This window comes from Dethiosulfovibrio faecalis, assembly GCF_021568795.1.
Lineage (GTDB): Bacteria > Synergistota > Synergistia > Synergistales > Dethiosulfovibrionaceae > Dethiosulfovibrio > Dethiosulfovibrio faecalis.
The window spans coordinates 104,801-127,595 of sequence record NZ_JAKGUE010000003.1; the positions used below are offsets into that span (position 1 = coordinate 104,801).

21 protein-coding genes and 1 pseudogene are annotated in these 22,795 nt (G+C 56.5%); 11 read left to right on the plus strand and 11 right to left on the minus strand.

The genetic code is table 11. The features are described from left to right. Window positions 1-118: 118 nt before the first annotated feature. From L2W58_RS04045 to nhaC, 5 genes are all read right to left on the minus strand, one after another. Window positions 119-556 (minus strand): sulfurtransferase, encoded by a 438-nt coding sequence (locus L2W58_RS04045; RefSeq protein ID WP_236101734.1) that lies wholly within the window; start codon window positions 554-556, stop codon window positions 119-121. A gap of 72 nt (window positions 557-628) precedes the next feature. After that, on the minus strand, window positions 629-1,975 hold the full coding sequence (locus L2W58_RS04050) for a Na+/H+ antiporter NhaC family protein (protein WP_236101735.1): 1,347 nt from the start codon (window positions 1,973-1,975) through the stop codon (window positions 629-631). Window positions 1,976-1,988: 13 nt separating this feature from the next. Beyond that, the gene (locus L2W58_RS04055; RefSeq protein ID WP_236101736.1) at window positions 1,989-3,056 is read right to left on the minus strand and encodes a uroporphyrinogen decarboxylase family protein; all 1,068 of its coding nucleotides are present in this window, start codon (window positions 3,054-3,056) and stop codon (window positions 1,989-1,991) included. A gap of 168 nt (window positions 3,057-3,224) precedes the next feature. Next, window positions 3,225-4,397, minus strand: a complete 1,173-nt coding sequence (iadA, locus tag L2W58_RS04060) for a beta-aspartyl-peptidase (RefSeq protein WP_255700372.1) — start codon at window positions 4,395-4,397, stop codon at window positions 3,225-3,227. Beyond that, entirely contained in the window at window positions 4,397-5,800 is a 1,404-nt protein-coding gene (gene nhaC / locus L2W58_RS04065; RefSeq protein ID WP_236101738.1) for a Na+/H+ antiporter NhaC, read from the minus strand. The genes iadA and nhaC overlap by 1 nt, the downstream gene beginning before the upstream one ends. 165 nt (window positions 5,801-5,965) lie before the next feature. On the opposite strand from nhaC, the gene L2W58_RS04070 reads away from it, so the two are divergent. Continuing rightward, a complete protein-coding gene (locus tag L2W58_RS04070; RefSeq protein WP_236101739.1) occupies window positions 5,966-6,913 on the plus strand; it encodes a hypothetical protein in 948 nt (315 codons plus the stop codon). Between the two features lie 57 nt (window positions 6,914-6,970). On the opposite strand, the gene hcp is transcribed toward L2W58_RS04070, so the two are convergent. Continuing rightward, complete coding sequence (hcp, locus tag L2W58_RS04075) at window positions 6,971-8,638, minus strand: hydroxylamine reductase (protein ID WP_236101740.1); 1,668 nt, start codon at window positions 8,636-8,638, stop codon at window positions 6,971-6,973. 142 nt (window positions 8,639-8,780) lie between these two features. On the opposite strand from hcp, the gene L2W58_RS04080 reads away from it, so the two are divergent. Beyond that, window positions 8,781-9,479 (plus strand): Crp/Fnr family transcriptional regulator, encoded by a 699-nt coding sequence (locus tag L2W58_RS04080; RefSeq protein ID WP_236101984.1) that lies wholly within the window; start codon window positions 8,781-8,783, stop codon window positions 9,477-9,479. 67 nt (window positions 9,480-9,546) lie between these two features. Here the strand turns inward: L2W58_RS04080 and L2W58_RS04085 are convergent, their stop codons facing one another. Beyond that, a complete protein-coding gene (locus tag L2W58_RS04085) occupies window positions 9,547-9,963 on the minus strand; it encodes a hypothetical protein (protein ID WP_236101741.1) in 417 nt (138 codons plus the stop codon). Between the two features lie 173 nt (window positions 9,964-10,136). Here L2W58_RS04085 and L2W58_RS13155 point away from each other — a divergent pair, with 173 nt between their 5' ends. Next, window positions 10,137-12,638, plus strand: coding sequence for a winged helix-turn-helix domain-containing protein (locus tag L2W58_RS13155; protein ID WP_236101742.1), 2,502 nt, complete (start codon window positions 10,137-10,139; stop codon window positions 12,636-12,638). 22 nt (window positions 12,639-12,660) lie between these two features. Here L2W58_RS13155 and L2W58_RS04095 read toward each other — a convergent pair whose 3' ends face one another. After that, window positions 12,661-13,383: a PucR family transcriptional regulator gene (locus tag L2W58_RS04095; RefSeq protein WP_338033063.1), complete on the minus strand. Its 723-nt coding sequence runs from the start codon at window positions 13,381-13,383 to the stop codon at window positions 12,661-12,663. Here L2W58_RS04095 and L2W58_RS04100 point away from each other — a divergent pair. From L2W58_RS04100 to L2W58_RS04120, 5 genes and pseudogenes are all read left to right on the plus strand, one after another. Further along, window positions 13,307-14,194 (plus strand): annotated as a pseudogene (locus tag L2W58_RS04100) (glycine/betaine/sarcosine/D-proline family reductase selenoprotein B); the annotation flags it as partial. The gene L2W58_RS04095 and the pseudogene L2W58_RS04100 sit on opposite strands and share 77 nt — an antisense overlap. 7 nt (window positions 14,195-14,201) lie before the next feature. Beyond that, window positions 14,202-14,597, plus strand: a complete 396-nt coding sequence (locus L2W58_RS04105; RefSeq protein ID WP_236101743.1) for a GrdX family protein — start codon at window positions 14,202-14,204, stop codon at window positions 14,595-14,597. Next, window positions 14,590-15,672, plus strand: coding sequence for a YkvI family membrane protein (locus tag L2W58_RS04110; RefSeq protein WP_236101744.1), 1,083 nt, complete (start codon window positions 14,590-14,592; stop codon window positions 15,670-15,672). Before L2W58_RS04105 ends, L2W58_RS04110 begins: the two co-directional genes overlap by 8 nt. Window positions 15,673-15,931: 259 nt before the next feature. Continuing rightward, window positions 15,932-16,210, plus strand: a complete 279-nt coding sequence (locus tag L2W58_RS04115; protein WP_236101745.1) for a type II toxin-antitoxin system RelB/DinJ family antitoxin — start codon at window positions 15,932-15,934, stop codon at window positions 16,208-16,210. Next, window positions 16,207-16,497: a type II toxin-antitoxin system YafQ family toxin gene (locus tag L2W58_RS04120; protein ID WP_236101746.1), complete on the plus strand. Its 291-nt coding sequence runs from the start codon at window positions 16,207-16,209 to the stop codon at window positions 16,495-16,497. Before L2W58_RS04115 ends, L2W58_RS04120 begins: the two co-directional genes overlap by 4 nt. Before the next feature lie 132 nt (window positions 16,498-16,629). On the opposite strand, the gene fumC is transcribed toward L2W58_RS04120, so the two are convergent. Next, complete coding sequence (gene fumC, locus L2W58_RS04125) at window positions 16,630-17,991, minus strand: class II fumarate hydratase (RefSeq protein WP_236101747.1); 1,362 nt, start codon at window positions 17,989-17,991, stop codon at window positions 16,630-16,632. A gap of 116 nt (window positions 17,992-18,107) precedes the next feature. Between fumC and nikR the strand changes: the two genes are divergently transcribed. After that, entirely contained in the window at window positions 18,108-18,521 is a 414-nt protein-coding gene (nikR, locus tag L2W58_RS04130) for a nickel-responsive transcriptional regulator NikR (protein WP_236101748.1), read from the plus strand. A gap of 34 nt (window positions 18,522-18,555) precedes the next feature. On the opposite strand, the gene L2W58_RS04135 is transcribed toward nikR, so the two are convergent. After that, window positions 18,556-18,933, minus strand: coding sequence for a RidA family protein (locus L2W58_RS04135; RefSeq protein ID WP_236101749.1), 378 nt, complete (start codon window positions 18,931-18,933; stop codon window positions 18,556-18,558). Between the two features lie 31 nt (window positions 18,934-18,964). Beyond that, complete coding sequence (locus L2W58_RS04140; protein WP_236101750.1) at window positions 18,965-20,662, minus strand: diguanylate cyclase; 1,698 nt, start codon at window positions 20,660-20,662, stop codon at window positions 18,965-18,967. 100 nt (window positions 20,663-20,762) lie between these two features. Here L2W58_RS04140 and L2W58_RS04145 point away from each other — a divergent pair, with 100 nt between their 5' ends. Together L2W58_RS04145 and L2W58_RS04150 are read left to right on the plus strand one after the other, a co-directional pair. Further along, entirely contained in the window at window positions 20,763-21,530 is a 768-nt protein-coding gene (locus L2W58_RS04145) for an LmeA family phospholipid-binding protein (protein WP_236101751.1), read from the plus strand. A 63-nt stretch (window positions 21,531-21,593) separates the two neighbouring features. After that, window positions 21,594-22,775, plus strand: coding sequence for an MFS transporter (locus L2W58_RS04150; protein ID WP_236101752.1), 1,182 nt, complete (start codon window positions 21,594-21,596; stop codon window positions 22,773-22,775). Window positions 22,776-22,795 lie beyond the last annotated feature (20 nt).

The window sequence follows — 22,795 nt, forward strand, 5'->3', positions numbered from 1 at the left end:
TCGACACATCCCGCAAGGACAAGGGTATTATTTCCTATATAGGTAAAACTACGGACCAACCGCCGTCGGGGTCCTTTCGACGACGATCTTGAACAAATATCCAGTTACGGAGTATCGACTACTTCGCTATCGGTTCGATCGGATTGGAGGGATCTTTCTGCCAGTCGATTATGCCTCCCTTGTAGTTCTTCACCGACTCGTAGCCCATCTCGACCATCTTCTCGGCTATGACCCCGCTTCTCTTGCCGCTGTTGCAGTAGGTTATCACGGTGACATCCTTCGTCAGACCCATGGAATCGAGCTGGGCCTGGGTCATTGAGTCGAATTCTTTGTCGAAAACGTCGATGGCTCCAGGGATATGGCCTCCCTTTATGCCTTTCTTGGGAGATTCACCGTTGAAAACCTTCGGAGATCTCACGTCCACCAGAACGAATCCCGGCTTGCCGACATGCTCCTTGACGTAAGTCTGATCGACTATTCCCACCGAAGACGCAAAGGCCACGGAGGCACAGAGAACCGCAAAGACACACATAGCGATATACTTCAGATTTCTCACAAAAACACTCCCTAACGTAATATTATTTATTACTTTAAGGATTGTATCCTTTGTCTACTACCCCGTCAAGGATCAGTCGGGGTCCGCCTCCAGCGGATGCCTTCTGATATAGCCGTCCGCATAGGGAACGAAGATAGATATTATGGCGAAGATCGCCAATATATACTGGTACCAGCAGGACGATATGAGGGACAGGGGGTTCGCTCCGCTCCCCATAAGCGAGGCGGCTATCAATATCTGGGCCCCATAGGGCAGAAGCCCCTGAAAGACGCAGGAGAATATGTCGAGCAACGAGGCGGTGCGTCTCGGGTCAACGCCGTGTTTCAGGCTGAGCTGCTTCGAGAGCTCCCCGTTGATGAGGATGGACACCGTGTTGTTGGCAGTGGCTATGTTCGTCAGGGAGACCATCCCAGCTATGCCGAGCTCCGCGGTCTTTCGATTCCCTATCACCTGGCTGACCTTGCCGAGTATCCAGTCTATTCCTCCCCCCCGTTCGACCATCCTGGCCAGACCGCCCATGAGCATCGACAGCAGGAATATGTCCATCATTCCGGTAAAGCCTCCGTAGATGGCCTGGGAGTACCCCAACATGGAGAAGGTGTGGTTCCAGAGCCCTATGGCCCCGGAGAAGAGGATCCCTCCGGTCAGGACGACGAAGACGTTCATGCCTCCCAGAGCCGAGACCAGAACGAAGATGTAGGGAAGAACCTTCACGAAATCGTAGCTGTATTCCCCGGCCGGCACGACCGTCTCGGGAGATCCGTATATGACCAGCAGCACTATGGTCACGACCGCCGCAGGAATGGCTATGGCGGCGTTGACGTTGAACTTGTCCTTCATGCGAACTCCCTGGGTCCTTGTGGCGGCAATGGTGGTGTCCGATATTATGGAGAGGTTATCGCCGAACATACACCCGCCTATTACGGCTCCAACCGCAAGGGTCACGTTGAGACCACCGGCCTGGGCTATCCCGACCCCGATGGGAGTCATGGCCACCACCGTCCCGACGGAGGTCCCGGTTGCCGTGGCTATGAAGGCCGATATCACGAAAAGTCCCGCAGAGGCGTACTTGGGCGACAGAACCGCCATGCCCATATCCACCACCGCGTCGACCCCTCCGATCTCCCTGGATACCGTGGTGAAGGCTCCGGCCAAAAGGTAAATCAGGCACATTATGACTATGTTGGAATCCCCGCATCCCTTGACGAGCATGTCGAACTTCTCGTCCACGGTCCCCTTAACTATAAAAAAGGCCGCCACTATCCCGATTATCACCGCCACAGGCGACGGCAGCTGATAGAAGGCCTTGTCCACTCCCTTGGCGGCCAGTATGACCCCCGTGGCGAGATAGACGAACACGAACACCAACAGGGGCAGAAACGCCAGACCTCTGCCCGATTCCTTCTTTTCCGATATCATTCCACCGATCCTCCTAATCCTCTAACAGCTCGGGACGAATCGGCAACCGGCCGTATTCGCGTCCTGCGTCCATTATCGCCTTGATGTTCTCCATGGGAGTACCCTTGGGAATCTGACAACCGGTGCAGAGGATGAAGCCCTTGGGAGAATCCCAGGCCTTCCTTATGCACTCCCTGGCGGACCGGAACACGTCGTCCACGGTCCCGTTGGCCACCACGTCCACCGGAGGGATGTTGCCGGTAATAACGACCCTGTCCCCCATCACGTTCTTGGCGTCCTCCAGGTCCTCCACGTTGTCTATGGAGAAGTTCCCTATACCGGCCTCGACGCAGTCCTCCCACAGATCCCGGCTCTTCCCGCAGATATGCATGGTTGGCCTGCCTCCGGTACACTCGGCCACGTGGGCCACGTTGCGCTTCATGTAGGGCAGGGAGAAGCTCCTGAACTGCTTGGGACTTATGACGCTGGTGGAGGACACGGGATCGCAGAACCCCACCCCCAGTCCCAGCTGGGCCACCGCCTCTATGTAGCGATCGTTCGACTCGGTTATTACCTCCATCACCTGATGCACCTTCTCGGGGGCCCTGACCATCCACTTGAGCAGATTCTCCGTCCCCACCACGGAAGCGGCCACGCTGAAGGGCCCTGTCATGGAAGCCCCTATGTCGGCCACGTCCCCCAGGGTGTCCTTTATGATCTCCAGGGCCTTGAGCAACAGAGGGAGCTTGCCGTCCCTGCGGGGATCCGCCGGCTCGAGGCGGTCCACGTCGTCGAAATCCTTCACCACCGGCTCCAGCAGATAGCTGATGTTGTCCTCCGGATAGCCTATCTTGGACCCCATGGCCTCCGCCATTCCTCTCAAGGTTGTGGATATGCCTATGCTGTCGTGGTGCAGATAGTCGAACAGGGCTATCTCCAGCTCGGCCATCCTCTCCGCCGAATGGTAATATTCCTTGGTTGTCACGCCTATGAACTCCGATTTTGTGACCCCCATGTCGGGAACCACCGGGATGCGGTCCATAGGCTCCCCCTTGGCGAACGCCGTCATCCGTTCCTTCGGAGTCATCTCATCCTTAAACACTAACTTTCACTCCTTTTCCCCATAAAATTATCTCCTTTAGTTATTGTCTTTATTACTCGGAGGAGTTTACTGTATACGGTCAAAACCGTCAAATGACAAATTCATACGAAAAGCGGAGGCAGATCCCCGATGATCTGCCTCCGCTTTTCGAATCTAATTTTTTACGTTCTAACTCTCGAAAACTCCCTTTACCGCTACCTCTCCGTCCTCCATCATCACCCGGCCTCGAGAGACCACGTGACGGATGGACAGATCCGGGGTCAACACCACGAGATCCGAGTCGTAACCCCGTTCCAGACGGCCCTTTCCTCTCAGCCCAAGGCCGTCCGCCACGTTGGAGGTGACCATGGCTACAACGGTCTCCAGAGGGGCCAGACCGGCGTCCACCGCCGACTTCATCCGTTCCATAAGGGATCTGGGAGAGCCCATCGCCATTCCGATCAGCCTCTTGCGATCGTCGAATCTGGGCAGGCTTCCGTTTCCGTCGGAACTGAGGGTTACCGAGGAGAGATCGGCGCCGGCCCTCAAAAAGGCCTCTATGGCGGCAAGAGCCCGACCGTCCGCGGTTATGTCCGCCCTGCCGCCGCAGAGGACAAGGTCAACCGCCTCCTTCAGGAGGTCGTCCGTCCGACCCACGTGGGTGGGGACGAAATGGCCCGGCGGCACCTCCAATCCTCGAAGGGCCTCCCTGATCGGGCCGAGTCCGGAGCTCTCAGACCCCATATGGACGCAGACAACCCCGAACTTGCCGGACAGCATTCCCGCCGTCCTGACGTCCGACACCAGTCGCCTGATCTCCTGGACCGAGGGGTGGGAGCAACGGTGATCCGACAGGGCCATCTTGACCCCTATCACCTTGTCTATAAGGACCATGTCCCTCATTGTCGATCCGGTCATGGTGGGAGAGGGTATACGATATGAGCCGGTGTATATCCAGGTGCTCAATCCCTCGGCCTCCAACCCTCTGGCCTTAGCCAGAAGCTCCTCCAGAGAGCGAGACACCCCGTCGGTACCGAGCAGTCCGACCGCTCCCGTGACCCCGGCCTTCAAAAATGACGAAAGCTCGGCAGGAGGGGTTCTGAACTCCGGGCCTCCCTCTCCTCCGGCGCCGTTGAAATGGTTATGCTGATCTATGAACCCCGGAACCACCTTGCAACCTCCGGCGTCCAGCACCTTTAGGTAGGGGAGACAAATCCCTATAGATCCCTCGTCGATCGGACCATCGATTACGACGATCTTACCCGACACGGAGAGGAGATCTCTCCTAATCCAGGTGGAAGCCGAGGTCATGAGTTCCCCCCCCTTGACTAACAGAGGGGGGAGACATAAAGGCTCGTTCATCAAATATCACCTTTATCGTTGCGGTAGATTCCTATGCCGGTAAAGCCGTAAAACCAGGCGAATAGAGCTCCGGCGTAACACATGACCGCCCAGGGCAGATACTGCAACACCGGGACGTCCAGCACCGAGGACATATATATGCCGGCGGCGGACCAGGGAACTATCGCTACCGTGACGGTACCGGAGTCCTCCAGAGTCCTGGAAAGGACCTTCCGATCGATCGACAGGTCGTCGCAGAGATCCTTGTACATAGTTCCGGGCATTATTATGCTCAGATAGGAGTTACCGGTTCCCAAAGCGGTTATTATCCCCGTAAGGGACACGGAAAAGATGAACTTCCCAACGCTGTTCTTTATAAACCTCTCCCTAAGAGCGGTGGTAACGGTCCTTATGGTACCGGAGAACTCAAGCTGCCCCGCAAAGATATAGGCGAAGAACACCACGGCCACGGCACCGGCCATGAAGGAAAGCCCTCCTCGATTGAGCAGCTTGTCGACCGCCTCCGCACCGGTGGATAGAGACGGTCCCTTCGCCATGATACCGACGATTTCTCCAAGAGAATGTCCCTGCATCATCGCCAGAGGTGTGGCCGCTATCATGGAGACCCAAAGGACCGGCAGAGTAGGATATCGCATATAGGCCAGGACCAGCAGCAACACGGGCGGGATCAAGACCACCGGTCCCAGTTTGAAGCTGCCCTGTATGGCCGAGAGGATGACCTCTATCTTGGACATATCCATCTCTCCACCGCTTCTGGATCCGACTACGGCGTACAAGGCCAATCCGATTAAAAACGCCGGAAGAGTAGTCCACATCATCGACTTGATATGGTCTATCAGATCCGCCTCTGCCGTCGCAGCCGCAAGCACCGTCGTGTCCGAGACCGGACTGAGCTTATCTCCGAAATAAGAGCCGGCCACCACGGCTCCGGCTGCGGCAGGAAGAGGAACGCCCAAGCCATAGGCGATACCCATAAAGGCCACCCCGAAGGTGGCCGCCGACCCCCACGACGTACCGGTTAAAACGGAAGACATAGCGCATATTATCGCCGCCGAGGCAAGGAAGGTCTTAGGCGTAAGTATCTGAAGCCCGAGGTATATCAGATAAGGCACCGTACCAGAGGCCATCCAGACCGCTATCATAGGACCTACCGTCAGGAGAATAAGGATGGCTCCGGAAGCCCTGGCTATCATGGGGATTACTCCTCCATCAAAAAGTTCACCCCAGGTAAAACCGTATCCGAACACGTAGATAGCCGAGGTCACCACGGACACCATCATTATCAATATGGCGGTATCGAAACCGAGGAACAGCTTTCCTGCTATCATCATCAAAAGAATGAGGACTAAAATAGAAACGGCTCCCTGTAACCCTACCTCTCTGCGCTCTTTTTCACCACTCAACAAGACCAACCCCCTTATTTTATGGACACACACAATGAACACTTTTTATGTGTCCATAAAAGTATAATGCCGCCAGATTATGCTGTCAACGGTAAAATAGGGCGGTGATTTCGTCATGTAAAAGATGTACAATACGGCAAACGTAGTATATTAGGAGGTATATTCATGGACAGTTTATACGTTGGGGCCGCCAGAGACCTTATAACGGCCTGCATAGATCTCCAGAAGTTGAATAAATACATCAGAGACCACGAAGGAATGCCTCCGGCTTTCTTTATGGCAATACCGGGAGAGTCGGCGCCTCTCATGACCAGCCTGGCGGTGGACGACAACGACAAGATATCTCTCTCCCTCGGCAGGGGATATCACGATCTGGACGAGGAGTTCAGCAGGGATCCGGAGGGAGTATCGGCCTTTTTCTTCACCTGCACCATCGGAACGAAGAGCTCCCTGTCCGATCAGGCCCTGGAGTGGTACGACTCGATAGAATACGAACCGGACGGAATCCTGTACCCCGAGCCTCTGGTCTACGACGATTTCTTCGACAGCGTGAGATGTCCCCAGGCTGGAGAGATTATCTGTTTTCTATACGCGGTAAAGGCTGTAATAGAGCTCTGCAAGAGAGGAACTATCATGACCGAGGACTTCAGGGAGAGAAGGCCCATCGTCTTCGTCTCGGGCCATCCCTCCTGCCCCCTAATAGGAATAGGCGAGGAGTTGTTCCATCGGAATACCTTCGCAGAGGTGGAGGCCCTTCCGTCCATGGACCGGTCGATCAGGGAGCTGCCGGTTATCGATACCGGCTGGACCGTGGGAGCCAAGAAACTGGGAAGGGACGAGAGAGGCGGGCAGACCTTCATGGTCGTCGAGCTGGAGGGAGAGACCACCTCGGGGAAGAAGATACCTGTGAACGGAGGCGGCCTCATCTCCCTGTGGAAGACCCTGGAGACCCTCTTCTCGACGGGAGCCATGGGGAAGCCGGGCATACCGGCCAGGCTAAGGATATGCCACCCCGGCCTGGCCCCCATGGCGAAGACCTTCATAGGAGACATGGTGGAGGTGACCCAGGCGGATCCCACCGACTCCATGGCTGTACTTTTGAATCTCGAGTGAGGAAAAAGACGAAGGGAGCCCGTTTAGGGGCTCCCTTCGCGGTTCATCCGATATGGATCACCTGCCCGCCATGATGGCGGCCACGTCCTCCTCCACCGTTCCGATTCCCCTTATGCCGAAGTTGTCCACCAGCACCTTGGCGACGTTGGGCGAGAGGAAGGCGGGAAGGGTCGGTCCGAGGCGGATGTCCTTGACCCCCAAAAAGAGCAGGGCCAGAAGAACGGCCACGGCCTTCTGTTCGTACCAGGCGATATCGTAGGAGATGGGCAGCTCGTTGATGTCCTCCAGGCCGAAGGCCTCCTTCAGCTTGAGGGCGATAACGGCCAACGAATAGGAATCGTTGCACTGACCGGCGTCTAGCACCCTGGGAATGCCGCCTATGTCTCCCAGGTTCAGCTTGTTGTAGCGATACTTGGCGCATCCCGCCGTCAGTATAACGGCGTCCTGGGGAAGGGCCTCGGCGACCTCCTTGTAGTAGTCTCTCGTCTTGTGACGGCCGTCGCATCCGGCCATGACGACGAAGCGCTTGATAGCGCCGCTCTTCACGGCTTCCACGATCTTGTCCGCCAGAGCCATCACCTGATCGTGGGCGAACCCTCCGACTATCTTTCCCGTCTCCAGCTCTGTCGGGGCCGGACAGGACCTGGCCTTCTCTATCACGGCGGAGAAATCCTTGGGCTTTCCGTCCTCCCTGTCGGGGATGTGGACCACTCCGGGATAACCGGTCATGCCGGTGGTGAAGAGCCTGTCCTTGTAGGTGTTGCCCGACTTCAGGGGCACAAGGCAGTTGGTGGTCATGAGAATGGCCCCGTTGAAGGCCTCGAACTCGTCGTTCTGAAGCCACCAGGAGTTGCCGTAGTTCCCCACGAAATGGTCGTACTTCTTGAAGGCAGGGTAGTAGTGGGCCGGAAGCATCTCCCCGTGGGTGTAGACGTCCACGCCGGTCCCCTCGGTCTGCTTGAGCAGGTCCTCCATGTCTCTCAGGTCGTGGCCGCTGATAAGTATGGCCGGATTTTTCCGGACCCCCAGATCTACCTCGGTGATCTCCGGCTTGCCGTAGGTCTCGGTGTTGGCCCTGTCCAGCAGGGCCATCGTCTGTACAGCGAAATCGCCGGCCTTCATGACCATGGCGATCATCTCGTCCACAGACAGGTCCTTCGTGGTGGAGTCCAGGGCCTCCATGAAGAAGCCGTAGATCTTCGGATCCTCGTAGCCCAGAACGGCGGCGTGGTCTCCGTAGGCGGCGATCCCCTTAAGGCCTATGACCAGAAGCTCCCTGAGGGAACGGACGTCCTCGTTCTCCGTCGCCAGCACCCCCACCGAGAGTGCCTTGTCGGCGTACTCGGATATGGAGCCGTCCCAGGTGGCGCAGTCCGGAACGGAACCGTCGAAGCTCCGCCCCTCCTTTTCCTCGTAGGCGGCCTCGAAGCGAGCTCTCAGGTCGTCCCTTCTCTTGATGGCCTCTCCTATGAGCTCGACGAAGCGGTCGTCGTCCCAGTTGGCGTTGGTTATGGTGGCGAAGAGTCCCTGGGCTATGAAGAGCCCGTCGGATTTATCCAAAACCCCCAGATTTTCGGCTTTCTTCCCCCAGACGGCTATCCCCTTTAAGACGTATATCAGAAGATCCTGTAGGTTGGCGGTGGATTCGGGCTTTCCGCAGACCCCCCTGACGGTGCAACCCGAGTTCTTGGCGGTCTCCTGACACTGGAAACAGAACATGGACATTCTTTCATCTCCCCCTCTGTGTAAGGTTATAATAAGCACGGGAAAACTTATCCCCGCACATCGTGCTTATCATAATGGACTATGAAAAAGCATATATCCTTGACCGGTATCAAGAAAAAGAGGGGGGATTCGCCAGGTGACCATGGAAAAGGCCATGGAGAGGATTCCCGGGTTCAACGGACTTTCCCGGGAGGAGAGCGAAAAGATACTCTCGATCTCCATACTCAAGAAGGTGAGAAAAAAGGAGATAATATTCTCCGACGGGGAGGTCGGGGAGGGGTTCTTCGCCGTGCTCAGAGGCAGGGTGAGGGTCTACAAGATGTCCGAGGAGGGGCGAGAGGTTATACTCCACGTCTGCGGCCCGGGAGACCACTTCGGCCAGGTGTCCATGTTCGCCGGGAAAAACTACCCCGCCTGGGCCCAGGCCATGTCCGACTCGGAGCTGCTGCTATTTCCTAGAAGAGCCTTTCTGGACCTGTTGTCCAGAGAGCCTCAGATAGCCCTGTCCATGATGTCCGGCCTTTCCTCCAAGATGAGGGAGCTGACACTACAGGTGGAGAGCCTGGCACTCAAGGAGGTTCCGGGGCGACTGGCGTCGTATCTCATCATGCTGGCGGAGGAGAAAAAATCTCCCGGAAGCCTGCATCTGGACATTCCGAAATGGCAGCTAGCCTCAGTTCTGGGGACCACCCCGGAGACCCTGTCTCGGATATTCTCCGACATGACCGATCGAGGGCTGATAGATCTGGACAGGAGGGACGTCACGCTTCTGGACCACACCGCCCTGAGGGAACTGGCGGAACACGGCAGATTCTACGACGACAGGGCCAAAAAAGAATAGGAGACGACTCTTTCGAGCCGTCTCCTGAAACAGGAAGGTCCCCGTGAAACGGGGACCTTAACTCGAATTATTTCTCCTCTATGGAATCGATCATACCCTCCAGCTGAGGATGATCCCCTATGACCACCAAAAGAATGTACTCGGAGTCGTCGCCGCAGAGCACGGCGTAGCAATCGACGCCGCTGTCGTTCTGGAAGCCGAACATGTACACGTCGTCCTCCACCTCCGGCTCGGAAGCCTTGAACTGATTAGCGTAGGCGTAGGCCAGGTCCTTGATGGCGGTTCCGTCGTTTTTCTCCACCGTCACTGTAAGGGCGGCGGACTTGTCGCTCGCCAGGAAAGTAACTGTGGTCCCGTCCTCGGAGGCGTCCCATCCCTGGGGAACGTCGATCGTAAAACGGGGAAAATCCATGGTGGCAGCGAAGGCACTCATGGAAAGGGCGAGAACGAGCACCATCGAAAGCAGAAAACATCTCTTCTTCATAGTAAAAGAAACCTCCTTGATTACGGCGTCGACGCCGTTTTTTCACACGATAAAATTCTACATTCCGGACGACAGGGTCGTCCATAACCCGAGGTCGAGGTTTCAGCGGGAGACGAAAAATTTTTTCGAAAAACGCAGCTCCATCGACAACACCCGAAAGGAGAGCTCCGCCGGTGACGAGAGACCGTCTATTCTCACCCCCTAAATACGGAACCAACACTATATACAGAAAACGCATGGGAGCCTTTCTCGACGAAAACATCGCTAAGAAAAGAAGATGGGTCTATGTAGAGGCCCCCTCGGGATTCGGAAAGACCGTATCCATATCTCGATGGATCAGCCCCCTCAGAAACAAGCTGGCATGGATAAATCTCTCCAGCGACGACGACGTTCCGGAACGTTTCGTGCGAAAGCTGGTGAAGGCCATGGCCTTCGCTCAGAAGTCCAACAGAAAGCTCGCCAAGGCCGCCGACTCGACAGGTCCACCTCGGGAGGTGCTGTACCGATCCGTCTCCTCCCTGCTGGACAACGACAAGAACTACGTCGTGGTGGTAGACGACTTTCAGCACATATCCGACGGCGAGACCCTGAGCATACTGTCCGATCTGGCGGAAAGCCCTTCCCCGGGGCTCATCTTGTGCATCCTCAGCAGAAAAGGACCTCCGAAGGAGCTGTCTCCATCGATACTGAACGGCACCATGGCACTGATGACGGAGGAATACCTCGTCATGGACGAAGAGGAGATATCCTCCATGATGACCAAGCACCATATGAGCCTGAGAAGATCGGAAGAGGTCATATCCGAGACGAGGGGGTGGCCGGTGGCGGTAAACGCCTATCTGATGGGAGACGAAGGCGACTGGAGCCTTCTGGACGGCTATCTCGACTCCCGGGTGTGGGACAGATGGCCCGAGGAGGTCAGGGAATTCATGGTAAGGGCCGCACCCTGCCCCAGGCTGGACGAGGATATATGCCGCAGCCTGAACGGATCGAGAGACTGCGAGGCCCTTCTGAAACGCCTCCGCAGCAGCGACGCCTTCCTGGAGAACTCGGAGGACGGCGGATACGGCATATTCCCCCCTTTCAGGGAGTATCTGCTCCGAAGGATCAACTCCCAGCTGAGTCGAGACAGGATCGACGAGATATATCGGTCGCTCGGCAGGATATTCTTCGACGAGGGGGACTACCTGGTGGCGGCGGATCTATACGTGAGGTGCCTCTGCCTCTCCGGGCTGTCCGACTGCTGCACTGCCATGACGAAATACAGAAAGGATATCTCGGTCCACAGCAGATTCCGCTTCTTCAAGGAGAGGGTGCTAGGACGGATCAGGTTCACCGGAGACGAGGGACTGCCTCTTCTGGCCCAGTCGGCCTTCATGTACTACCTGGACGGCAACGCCGAGAGGTTCACCGAGCTCATGGACATGCTGTACAGGAGGGCAAAGAGATGCGGAGACGGCCCCTTCGTGTCCTTTCTGACATTGCTGAAGGTCCTGGACTTCAGGATACCCCTGAAATCCTATATAGAGAGGGTGATAGACGGCAAGGAGACTCCCACGTCGCCCATATGCTTCGGAGAATCCCCCTCCCCCGGAACCTTCTCCGCAAATATGCCTCTGATCCACCGGTCCCTCAGGGAGAGGTCCGACCTGGCCCTGTCCATGGACGAGCTCTACAGGACGATGGAAAAAGACAGGGCGCCTCTGACCGATTTTCTGGTCAGAGACCACCTCATACTGAGGGAGTGTCAGATCGCGGGAATACTGTACGAACAAAACCACCTGGAGGAAGCCTATCGCCACGCGGTGGAGGCTCAGACCGCCGCCATGAAGAGAGACTGCCGTCGGGACGTCCGCTTCTGCTCCGACATGATACTGATCCACATTCTGAAGGCCATGGGACGAAGCGACGAGACGTCACTGACCGCTCTCGAGATGGAGAGACAGATCCACAGAGACGGGGCCACCGATCTGGTCCCAAACCTCAGGGCCTGGAGGTTCCGGCAAAGGATCGTCTCAGGAGACGGGACGGCTGCGGAGGAATGGCTGACCTCCTACGGAGAGAACCCCATGTCGTCTCCGGACCTATACGGCATCTACCGACACTTCACCACGGAGAGGGCCCTGGTGGCCTCGGGCAAGGCGGCCCTGGCCGAGCTCTTCGGGGAAAAGCTTCTCCGTATGAGCCGAGACTTCAATAGACCTATGGACGAGCTTGAATCCTACATCCTCCTCTCCACGGCCTACTGGAGCACCGACGACAGAAAACGGTCCTTCGAATACATAGAGAAGGCCCTGACACTGGCCGAACCTTACGGCTACATGAGGATGTTTCTAGACGAGGCCCTGTCGATAAAGCCGATGATGGTCTCGTTTCTCAGGAGGACGAAATCCGACGGCAGGCGGATATCCGACTTCGCCTCCGAGGTGGCCCTGGCCGTGACGGGAACGAGCTACGAAAACGTAGTCCCATGTTTCGAAGAGACCTCTCTGAGCGAGAGACAGATGAGGATTCTAACCCTGCTCAAGGGTAACGGCAGCTACAGAGATATAGCGGAGGATCTCGGCATAGCCCACTCCACCGCCAAATACCACGTGACCAAACTCTATCGTTTTCTGGGAGTCTCGAACGGGACGGAAGCCCTGAGAAAAGCCCGCTCCATGGGAATAATATGAAGGGAGGAACGGCAATTTAGGGTCACTCCTTGCTTCCGGGGCCGAGGAACCTGTCCAGCAACAGGGCGGTGTAGAGGTTTAGGCAGGTACGAAAATCCCTCAGGTCGTGGCCCGAATAGGCCTTTATCTTGTCCAGCCTGTATATGACGGTGTTCCTGTGCAGGTGAAGCTCCTTCGCGGTGTTGACCAATGAGAAACCGCTCTCGCACCACGATCGGATCGTATCCTTGAGCTCGTTCCAGTCCGGTCCCTCCCTTAGAGCTTTCAGATTGGACAGCACGAACCGGTTTCTCACCGACGGGGCGACGGTGGAGATCATCTCCTCCAGCCGATAGTCGTCTATACAGTAGACCCCGGGCCCCTGCATGAACTTCTTCCCCAGGGTCAATGCCCTCCAGGACTCCTTGTAGGAAGCGGCCAGGTCGGCTATCCCCAGGGCGGGAGACCCTATTCCCACGGCGGCGTTTAGCCCCTCGTCCATTATTCTGCCCAGAAGCTCCTCGGTCTTCTCCCTTGTTCCCGCAACGGCATTTGACGGTGCCGGATAGGACTCGGCGGGCCGAACCCCGTGGAGCACCACGAAGCGGTTGTTGCTCTCCATGGTGGATATATCCCTGGGACCGTTGAAGATCCTCCTTATCTCCAGGAGGATCTTTCTCTTTACGTGAGGAATGAAGGACGCGGTAAAGACCATGAGCTCTCTGCTTCTCAAGAGGTTGAAGGGCGATGCCATGGGATCCGCCATGGAAGAGGGATATCTGTCCAGAGGGGTCAGAAAGGTGTTCTTCCACGAGAAGACTGGCGCGAAAAGAGCGGTGGAGATGCTGCTCAAGAAGATGGACGGCCAGCCCTTCCATACCGAGTACGAGATGCCGGTGTTCAAAAAGATTCCGCCGTCGGCTCCCATAGAGGACCTCTCCAAGGCGACCATCGCCATAATAACCTCCGGAGGCATAGTGCCCAAGGGCAACCCGGACAAGATCAGGGTGTCCTCCGCCGAGAGCTACGGCATATACGACATAAGTTCACTGAACGATCTGACTCCGGACAACTACGAGTCCATCCACGGCGGCTACGATACCACCTGGGCCAACGAGAACCCCGACGTGGTGCTTCCTCTGGACGTCATGAGGGAGTTTGAGAAAGAGGGAGTTATAGGCAAGCTTCACGAATACGCCTACTGCACCACCGGAACAGGCACCGCCGTGGGACACGCCGAACGCTTCGGTCAGGAGATAGGCGCAAAGCTGAGGGAAAGCGGCGTAGACGGAGTTATACTCACGTCCACCTGAGGATCCTGCACTCGATGCGGTGCATCGATGTCGAGGGAAATAGAGAAATCGGCGGGTATACCGGTGGTCCAGATGGCTACGATCGTTCCGATAATGCTGACCGTCGGAGCTAACAGGATAGTTCCCGGGGTGGCCATTCCCCATCCCATAGGAGCTCCCGAGCAGGGCCCCGAGGGAGACGTAAAGGTAAGGAGAAAGCTCATCAACAAAGCGCTCGAGGCTCTGACCACGGAGGTTTCCGAACAGACGGTCTTCAAGGCCTGAGGAGGTGATGGACTTGATCGTCGTCACCAACAACGAGAGAACCAGGGACTCCCTCCCTATGGCGCGATGGGTTGACGGTACCGCCATCGACGTCCTCGACGAGGTGGAGTCGATGCTCCGAACGGGGTACGGTCTAGTGAGCGCCCCTCTTTCGGCCAACAACAGGCTGAACCGCTCTCCCTACCGTTCTATCATCCTTGGAAAACAGGGAACCTGGTCCGGAGACGACTTGGAACTGGTCGACAAGGCCAGAGCCTTCCTCAAGAGCCAGAGGATCGTTCAAGACAGCTCAGCCGACGTAGATTATCGTTGGATCGACGCCGATCTGGCAAAGACGGCCTGGGACGAAGGTATGAAGCTGGGCCTCCAACGAAGAGATCCGAAAGGGGCTCCCCATGAATAACGACGACTACAGCGTAAAGACGGTGATAACCTTCGGAGGAGCCTTCATAGCGTTTCTCATAGGATCGGGGTTCGCCACCGGACAGGAGGTGCTCCAGTATTTCACGTCCTACGGTTACAGGGGAATAGCCGGGGCGGTCCTGACGTTGATACTGCTGCTGTTCGTAGGGGTGAGCTTCATCACAGTGGGACAGGAGGAGAAGTTCGAGAGGAGCAGCGATATCTTCAGGTATTACTGCGGAGATACCCTCGGAGGATTCTTCGACTATTTCGCCACGGTCTTCATATACCTCTCCTTCGTGGTCATGATAGCCGGAGCTGGAGCCACGGTCGAGCAGCATTTCGGCCTTCCCGTTTACGTCGGAGGCGTCCTCATGGCCCTTATGGCCGGGTTCACCGTCTCCTTCGGGCTTGGCAGGATAGTGGACGTGATAGGCAGGATCGGCCCCACCATAGTGGTAATATCCATAGGGCTCGGACTGGTTTCCATATTCGGCAACTTCGACGGCATAGCCCGAGGTCAGGAGGCGCTCCCGACCATGAATATCATGAAGGCGTCCTCCAACTGGATATTCGCAGCCGGATCCTACGTTGGCTTCTGCATGCTCTGGCTGGCGTCCTTCCTGGCGGCCATGGGGGCCACGGCCAAAAGCAGAAAAGAGGCGGCCTACGGGGCCGGTCTGGGGGCGATAGGGTTCTCCCTGGCCGTCATAGTGGTGGCCCTGGGCCTTCTGGCCTACGTGAAGGACGTCGCCGCGAGCCAGATACCTATGCTGATACTGGCGGAGAAGGTCCACCCCATGCTGGCGAACGGCTTCTCTCTGATAATAGTGGCGGGAATATACACCACGGCCGTTCCGCTTCTGTGGTCCGTCTCCTCCAGGATAGCCGAGGACAAGAGCCCCCGGTTCAGGACGGCGACGATTATACTGGCCGTAGCGGGGCTGGTGGTCGGGATATACCTTCCCTTCGCCAGGCTGGTCAACATAGTCTACGTCATAAACGGCTATGTAGGCATACTCCTTCTGGGGATAATGGTACTGAAGAGCTTCAGACAGCGTGTCGCTAAAGCATAAAACGTGTCGCTAAAGCGTAAAGAGAGCACGGATAGATGATTAGGGGAGCCTTCGGGCTCCCCTAATCCCTTTTATACCATCTTCTCCGGACAGACTCCCCATGGTGGATATAACTGGCTTGCCCATGAAGAAGATCAAAGACATCTCGGAGAACAGGGAAAAGTACGCCGCCGAACTGGAGAACTAGTTAGTTCGTGCTATGTATTGTTTTTTTCGCACAATAGACGTATGATGTAGGTAAACAAAAGGAGGTGGGCATATGGCTGGAAATACCACAAATATCAGCATCCGTATGGATTCCGACCTAAAGGCTCAGGCAGAGATTCTCTTCGGAGAGATGGGGATGAATATGACAACTGCTTTCAACATCTTCGTTCGCCAGTCGCTCCGTGAAGGCAGGATTCCTTTTGAAATCTCTGTAAACAATATAAACAGGGAAACCATGGCTGCGATATTAGAGGCTGAGATTATCGCCAAAGACCCCTCAATCAAGGGCTACACCGATTTAGACAAGCTTTTTGCCGATCTCAGAAAATGAGAAAGACAAAACTAACTGTAAAACCGACCTCTCAATTCAGAAAGGACTACAAACAAGCCTTTAAACGTGGGCTAAAGATAGAGCTCATAGAAGACGTCATCTCCATTCTGGCTATGGCTGAGGAGCTCCCCCCAAAAAACAGGGATCACGCTCTTTCCGGAAATTGGGCAGGGCATCGAGAGTGTCATATTCAGCCTGATTGGTTACTGATATATCGTGTGGAAGCATCGGTCCTGGTGTTGACCCTTACCCGGACAGGAACGCATGCGGATCTTTTCGGGAAATAAAGCACCCTGTGGGACAGGAAATCCCTCAGGGTGCTTGTGTTAAAAAGGGCAATACCACAATGGAGAAGATAACGTACAATATCTTTCGCACATTTACTTGAGGTAAAACTTGGCAGTACCCCCTACTTCCTTTTATACCATCTTTTCCGGACGTACCAGCTTGTCGAACTCCTCACCGGACAGGCTCCCCATGGCTACCGCCGCCTCTTTCAGTGTAATTCCCTCGGAGTGGGCCTTCTTGGCTATGGCCGCCGCCCCGTCGTAGCCCAACACCGGCGCCAGAGCTGTGACCAGCATCAGAGATCTGTCCCTTACCTGGGATATCCGCTCCTCGTCGGCCTCCAGACCCGCCAGACAACGGTCCGTGAAGGATTCCATGACGTCGCTCAAAAGGCCTATGGAGTTGAGCACCGCCTCGATGGTCACGGGCATGAAGACGTTCAGCTGGAAGTTGCCCTGGCTGGCGGCCACTCCGACGGTGGTGTCGTTTCCCATGACCCTCACCGCCACCATGGTGACCGCCTCCGCCTGGGTGGGGTTGACCTTGCCTGGCATGATGGAGCTTCCAGGTTCGTTCGCCGGTATGATCAGCTCTCCCAGCCCGCACCGGGGCCCGGACGCTAGCCACCTGACGTCGTTGGCTATCTTCATGAGGTCCGCCGCCAGGGCCTTGAGGACGCCGTGGAAGGCCACCAGCTCGTCCTTGCTGGTCAGGGAGTGGAACTTGTCCGGAGCGGTGCTGAAATCGACTCCCGTGAGGTCCCCTATCTCCTGGGCGACCTTTCTTCCGAAGTCCTCCGGGGCGTTCAGGCCCGTGCCGACCGCCGTACCTCCCAGGGCCAGATCCTTGAGGTATTCCACCGAGGTGATCACCATGGACTGACACCTTTCCATCATGCGGACCCAGCCGCCTATCTCCTGTCCCAAGGTCAGAGGGGTGGCGTCCTGGAGATGGGTCCTGCCTATCTTGACCAGGTCTCGGTAACGGTCGCTCTTCTCCCTAAGCACTTTCGTGATCCTCTCCAGTGCGGGAAGGAGCCTTCTTTCCACCGCCAGTACCGTCGCCACGTGCATGGCGGTGGGGAAGACGTCGTTGCTGCTCTGGCTTCGGTTCACGTGGTCGTTCGGATGGATCGAAAACCTGGAATCGTCCGATGCTATCCTGGCTATCACCTCGTTGACGTTCATGTTCGTCTGGGTGCCGCTCCCGGTCTGCCAGAGAGACAGGGGGAACTGATCGGAAAAGTCCTCCGACAGTATCCTATCGGCCGCCTTGGCTATGGCTCGTCCTCTGTCCTCGTCCAAAACCTCAAGCTCCACGTTGACCACTGCGGCGGCCCTCTTGACTAGGACCAAAGCCTCTATTACCTCCTGAGGCATCTTCTCCCTGCCTATGGGAAAGTTGTTCAGGCTCCTCTGGGTCTGAGCCCCCCACAGGGCCTCCTCTGGAACCTGGACCTCCCCTAGGGAGTCTCTCTCTGTTCTGGTTTTCATTCTCCATCACTTCCTAATATTTATTTTTACCGTTTCGAACCTTCAATTTTTCCCTGAAAAAACTAAGTCGATACGTAAGTTGATATAATGGGGGAAAGGGGAAAGGGGTTAGTAGAATGGCAGGAGACGTTTTGGTCCGTTTCGGGGTGGCGGTTCCGGAAGGACTACTGAGGGATTTCGACCGCCAGATAGAGCGGAAGGGAGTTCCCAACCGCTCGGAGGCCATAAGACAGCTGATCCGGGACTCCATCTCGGACACACGCTGGACCGAGGGGAAGGGCACCGTCTACGGATCTGTGACCATCTCCTACAACCACCACACCAGGGAGGCCTGTTCGACCCTGACCGACATACAGCACGATTTCGGCGACGTCATAATATGCACCAACCACGTCCACGCCGATCACGACCACTGTGTGGAGGTCATAATGGTCAAGGGACAGGCGTCCAGGGTGAAGGTCCTCATAGAGGAGCTGTCGGGGGTAAGGGCGATAAACAACCTGTCGCCGGTCATAGCCTCCATACTTTAAAGAGGTCGTCGGGAGTTCCCGACGACCTCCGACTTTAACCTTTTAGGGCCACTACCTCTATCTCGACCATTCCGTTCAGAGGAAGCTTGGCTACCTGGAAGGCGCTCCTGGCGGGACACTCTCCCGTGAAGAAGGACTTGTACACCTCGTTCATGGCGGCGAAGTTATTCATGTCGCTGAGGAACACCGTGGTCTTAACGACCTTGTCCATGGAGCTTCCGGCCTTCTCGAGGATGGCCTTGACGTTCTCCAGGGCCTGTTTGGTCTGCTCCTCGATCGTATCGGGAAAGGCCTTGGTTGCCGGATCCATCCCGAGCTGCCCGGAGGTGTAGACGAACTGCTCCGTCTCTATTCCCTGGCTGTAGGGACCTATGGCCGCAGGGGCCTTATCGGTGGCTATCGCTTTTCTCAACTTACATCCCTCCTGTTTTTTATGGTTCCCTTCAATTATAACCAGCATCGTCGAAGACAACCACCCGGTTTCGCCCGTCTTTTTTGGCCCTGTAGAGGGCCTCGTCGGCCATGTTGGAGAGGTTTTCAAGGGACGCCCTTCCGTTCCACAGGGCCAGTCCGAAGCTGGCCGTCACTCCCTGAAAGCTCTCTCCCAATGCATCGCATATCCTCTTTCTCAGGTCCTCGGCCACTATCAGGGATTTATCCAGGTCCTGCTCCAGGGCCACCATGAACTCGTCGCCGCCCCAGCGCCCGAACAGATCTCCCATCCTCAGACGGCCCGACACCGCCTCGCTGGCCAGCACCAGGGCCCGATCTCCCTCCAGGTGACCTCTGGCGTCGTTCAAATCCTTAAATCGATCGAGGTCGAACATTATGAGGCAAAGAGGAAGCCTTTTCTGATCCATCTTCTCCTGAAGGAGAGATTCGAACCTCTGGCGGTTCAGTATGCCGGTGAGTTTGTCTATGGAGGCCATCTTCTCCAGCTTTTTGGTGAGCTCCAGCCTTTCCTCCTCTATCCTCTTCCGCCTGTCCACGTCCATGATCGTTCCTACCATCCTGAGAGGAGCCCCGTCGGACCTGCGGTCCACCACCCGGCCTCTCTCCAAAACCCACCGCCATCTTCCGTCGCCTCGGTTCATTCTGTACTCGACCCGATACTCGTCGCCTCTATCCAGGTGCCCCGTAAGGGCCTCATCTATGTCGTCCCGATCGTCCCTATGGGCCATCTCCCTCCAGACCCGATAGGGGAACCGTTCCTCGACGTCGCCGCTTCCGCCCCAGGAACTGCCGCTGACGTACATTGTCATGGTGGGAACGTCGAGCTCCCACAGACCGTCGTCGTTGGCCTCCATGGCGAGACGCAGCCTCTCCTCGCTACGTCTGAGAGCCCTCTCCGTCTCGACCCTGGAGGTCGTGTCCCTGACGACCATAACGACGATGGACCGTCCTTCCAGCTCGGTTATCCTGACGCTTATCTCCACCGGGAAGGGACCGGAGGGACCTTTGTGGACGGCCTGGAACAGCCCGCCCTCCTTGGGGCTGGAGTTCACCCTTCGGAGGAAGGCGGTGAGCTCGTCGTCGTCCATGAGGTCGTCCAGACGGGAGTTCAGCATCCTCTCTTCCGACAGACCGTACATTCGAAGAGCCGCTATGTTGGCCTCCAGTATGGATCTGTCCCATCGGGATGCCATTATTATGGCGTCTCGAGAAGAGGTGAAGAGTATGGAGTACCTTCCGGCTGTTATGGGCCCCACGGGAAAGGAGCGGTGGTCCGACTGGGTCCTGTCCGGTATGGAGTGGTGCAGATGCTCCTGGACCCATCGGCCCTCGACCTTTCGGAATACCACGGTCCTCCTGGTCTCGTATCTTATGGGCTCCCCCTTGACGTTGACACCGTAGACGGCCTGAAAGAAGAGCCAGCCGGCGTCCCCTCTGGCCTTGACGGTGACGAAGCCGTCTATCAGCCTGAGTTCGTCCAGCTCGCCGAAATCACGGGAGAAGCCCTCCCTTATTGCTTCGGAGCTTCGGCTGATCTCGTCCCTGCCTGTGCCTACGGATAAAACGTCCGGAGCCATCCACTTCATTATTCCCTCTATGTCGCCTCCGTCGTAGGATGCCATCCACTCCTGGAAAGCCCCGTATATCTCCAGCTCCTCCGGAGTGGGGGTCTCGTTGAGCAGTTTCAACGCGAAATGCCCCCTCCCGTCTTTTTCTTTCCATTCATTGTCCTTTGCCTACTATGATAAGATACGGAAGACATTACAACAACTAGGAGGGGCGATCAACATGACGAAGAGTTTCAAGGCCATAGCTCTGGCCGCAGCACTGATCACCGTATCGGCGTCTTCCGCCCTGGCGGAGGACCTGGGAGACAGGCTCTTTCGGATGTTCCTGGACGAACTCGATCCACAAAGGGCCCAGATGGTACTTAGTGAACCTCCGGAGGAATCCGGATTGGTCAAACACGTCTACATGGACATGGAGGGGGCCGATATAGGGGGAGTCCGCATAGACAGGATAACGGTGGAGGGAATGGACGTGGCTTTCACCTCCCCCGAGACGTGGGGAACAGAGAGCGCCGACGTAACCTCCATACTGGCGACCAACGCCGTGGCGGTGATAAAGGAAGAGGACATAAACTCACACCTGAGAAGCAAGGAGTTCGGCGACGACGAAAAATGGAACAACCTCGCCCTGGATTTCTCTCCGGGAAAGGTGTACGCCAAGGGGTACTATCTGGCGGACCTGGTACTTTTGAGGTTGAACATACTGATAGAGATAGACGGAACCTTCAAGGTAAAAGAGGGCAAGCAGGTATGGCTCGACGACTACACTCTGAAGGTCAACCGAGCAAAGGTTCCCGAGGGGCTGACCGACAGGGCCATGGCCAAGATACAGCCCATACTGGATCTGGGTAAGTTCATGTTCCCGCTGAAGCTATCCGGCATAGAGCTCGATGAGGACAAGGCGGTGGTTAAGAGCGTCTCCGAGCCCAGGCCCTTCGAGGGAATCGTCTACGAATACGATGCCGAAACCGTTTCGAGAGATCTGTGACACAGAGGAGCGGCGGTGTTAAAATGCCCTCCATCCATATAATGAAAGGGGGCAGATCGTCCCATGACGACCGCCGGAAAAGCTCTATCATCCAAGACTAAAGTAGCCCTTCTATCCACAGGGCATCTGGTGAACGACGTACACACGGCGTTTCTCGATACCTTCTTGCCCTATCTGGTCAAGAATCTGGGTCTGTCCTACGCCCAGGCCGGTATACTGACGTCCCTCTCCGGGGTGATCCACACGGTTTTTCAGCCGATAATGGGTCACGTGGCGGACAGACACACCAGGCCCTGGCCGATAATGTTCGGCCCCATAGCGGCGGCGTTGGGAGCGTCCATGATACCCCTTTCGACCTCGTACGCCATGGCCCTGGCAATGGTGACGTTGTGGGGGATAGGGGCTGCCACCTTCCACCCTCAGGGGCAGGGCTCTCTGGGATACGTGGCCCCTCCGTCGGAGCTGGCCTTCGCCATCTCCCTCTTCGGGCTGGGAGGCATGTCGGGCAGCACCATCAGCTCGCTCTACGCCATAGCCCTCTATCGTTACTTTCCCCACTGGGCCATGCCTGTGATAGCGGTTATTCCCCCTCTGATACTGGCGGCGGTCTACTACAGAACCATGCCGAGGATAAGGGACAGATCTCCCGAGGAGGACGGAGACGACGTCGGCATGATAAAAAACCTATCCTCGGTTTTCCGCCGGATATATCCCATATGGGCTGTGACCATCCTGAGAGAATGTTCCCAGAGAGGAGTCCGTTTTCTCCTTCCCCTTCTTATAGTGTCGGAGGGAGGCTCGATCACCAAGGTGGGAACCTTTCTGTTCTCCCTCTCCCTTACCGCGTCGATACTACCTCTGATAGCGGCGAGGATAGCCATGAAGACCGGGAACGTAAAGATCGTAAAGATAATAATCCCTCTGGCCTCCACCTTTTTGGTGATAGGATGGGCCACAGAGGGTTTTCTGTCCCTGGTGATGATAGTTATAGGAGGAGCGTCCATAACGGCCTGCAATCCCGCCACGGACGCCATGGCTCAGGAGTTGGCGCCTGACAAAAGAAGCACCGCCAGCTCTCTCATGATGGGCTTCTCCTTCGGACTGGCAGGAGTGGCCATGGCCCCTCTGGGATGGTTCACCGACGCTGCGGGACTCCGCGCCGCCCTGGGTGTCGTGGCCTTTTTGCCCTTTCTGTCCCTTCCGGTGATGTACCTGCTGTGGCCCAAAAAGGGACTTATCCGATAGGATAGGAGAGAAGGAGGTTT